3 protein-coding genes are annotated in these 1,315 nt (G+C 66.1%); all 3 read right to left on the reverse strand.

Annotation, left to right across the window (positions count from 1 at the left end; translation table 11 throughout):
* Positions 1–254: hypothetical protein (locus tag AC1DT3_RS21505; protein WP_477467216.1), on the reverse strand; the 254-nt coding region annotated here is incomplete at its 3' end.
* Complete coding sequence (locus AC1DT3_RS21510; protein ID WP_477467217.1) at positions 254–682, reverse strand: NlpC/P60 family protein; 429 nt, start codon at positions 680–682, stop codon at positions 254–256. The genes AC1DT3_RS21510 and AC1DT3_RS21505, both read right to left, overlap by 1 nt.
* Positions 679–1,315: DUF2163 domain-containing protein (locus AC1DT3_RS21515; RefSeq protein ID WP_477467218.1), on the reverse strand; the 637-nt coding region annotated here is incomplete at its 5' end. The genes AC1DT3_RS21510 and AC1DT3_RS21515, both read right to left, overlap by 4 nt.

The following is a 1,315-nucleotide window of genomic DNA, read 5'->3' on the forward strand; positions in this document are numbered from 1 at the left end:
CAGATCAGCTGACCGCCGATCCGTGCGCGGCCGTAGACGCGCGGTATCGGCGCGCCTTCGGTGGAGGTGAGGCCGTCGATGTCCTTGAGCCGCGGCCCTTCGACGACCTTCGTCGCCTCGGAACCGCCGAGCAGCGCGCTGTCGATGGCGGCGCCCGCGAGACCGCCGAGCGCGCGCCCGGCCATCGCCCCGAGCGGCCCCGCGATCATGCCGCCGACGACGGAACCGACGGTTTGAAGAACGAGAGTAGCCATCAGTTCATATCCGGAAAACGAAACGCGTGAGAGAGATGGCGTCGCCACCAGGATCCGATCGCGACTTCGACGACGCTCGCCCCGTCATGGGCGTGCACCATGGTGTCGCGCGAGGTCGCGATAGCGCAGTGCTTCGCGGGCAGTCGCTGACGCCAGCGGAACAACAGAACGTCGCCGGCGGCGAAGGCCGAGCGCTCGCGTTCGCAAAGGAAGCGCCGCGCGGCCATGACCAACGCATCCGCGCCGGCTTCGGCCCAATCCGGCGAATAGGGTGGTGGTGTCTCGGGTTCCGACCCGACAACCTCGCGCCACACGCCGCGCAGCAATCCGAGACAATCRCAGCCGATGCCTTTGAGCGACGCCTGATGCCGATATGGTGTGCCGATCCAGGATCGCGCTTCTGCGACGATGCGGTCAGCCGCGCTCATCGAAAGAAGCTCCCGCCGTCGAGGCCGGGTTCGCCCTGCTGCGGCATACGGATGATGAAATCGTTGCCGGGCATGTGGGGAAAGCCGCGAAAATTCGCCGCATTGGCGAACTTGGCGCGACAGGTCGCGTGGCGCTTGTCGCAACCGGCATTGACACGGAACGTATCGCCCACCGCGATCTGTTGCGGCGCGCGCTGCCACAGATCGAACTGCGCGCTCGCGCCGGCCTTGCGATGGATTTTCACTTCCACCGCAACATCCTCGTTCGCGCCTCGCGTCCAGACGAGTCGTCCGCCCGTGCACCACCCGTCGGCAAAGCCGATGTTCGACGCGGTGATGCTGAGCCAGCCATCCGTTTTGGTCACGGTTCCCGTGTCGGAGAAGGCGGCGCCGTTGAGGGAGATGCCGCATTTCGCATCGCCGAGATCGGCGGCGCAGGTGGCGCGAAACAGGCGGCCCTTCTCCTCGTCGAAGCGATGCGCCGTGCTTCTGACTTCCGCGACGAAGTGGCCGTCCGCGCGCTTGATCTCGCCGATCGCTCCGACATCGAGGAGAAGCCGCTCGGCGACATTGCTCCAGTTCACAAGCCAGGTCTCGACACCGGCATCGTCATAGAAACCCGACGAGATGTCG

The sequence above is a fragment of the Microvirga sp. P4_G7 genome (assembly GCF_056401005.1).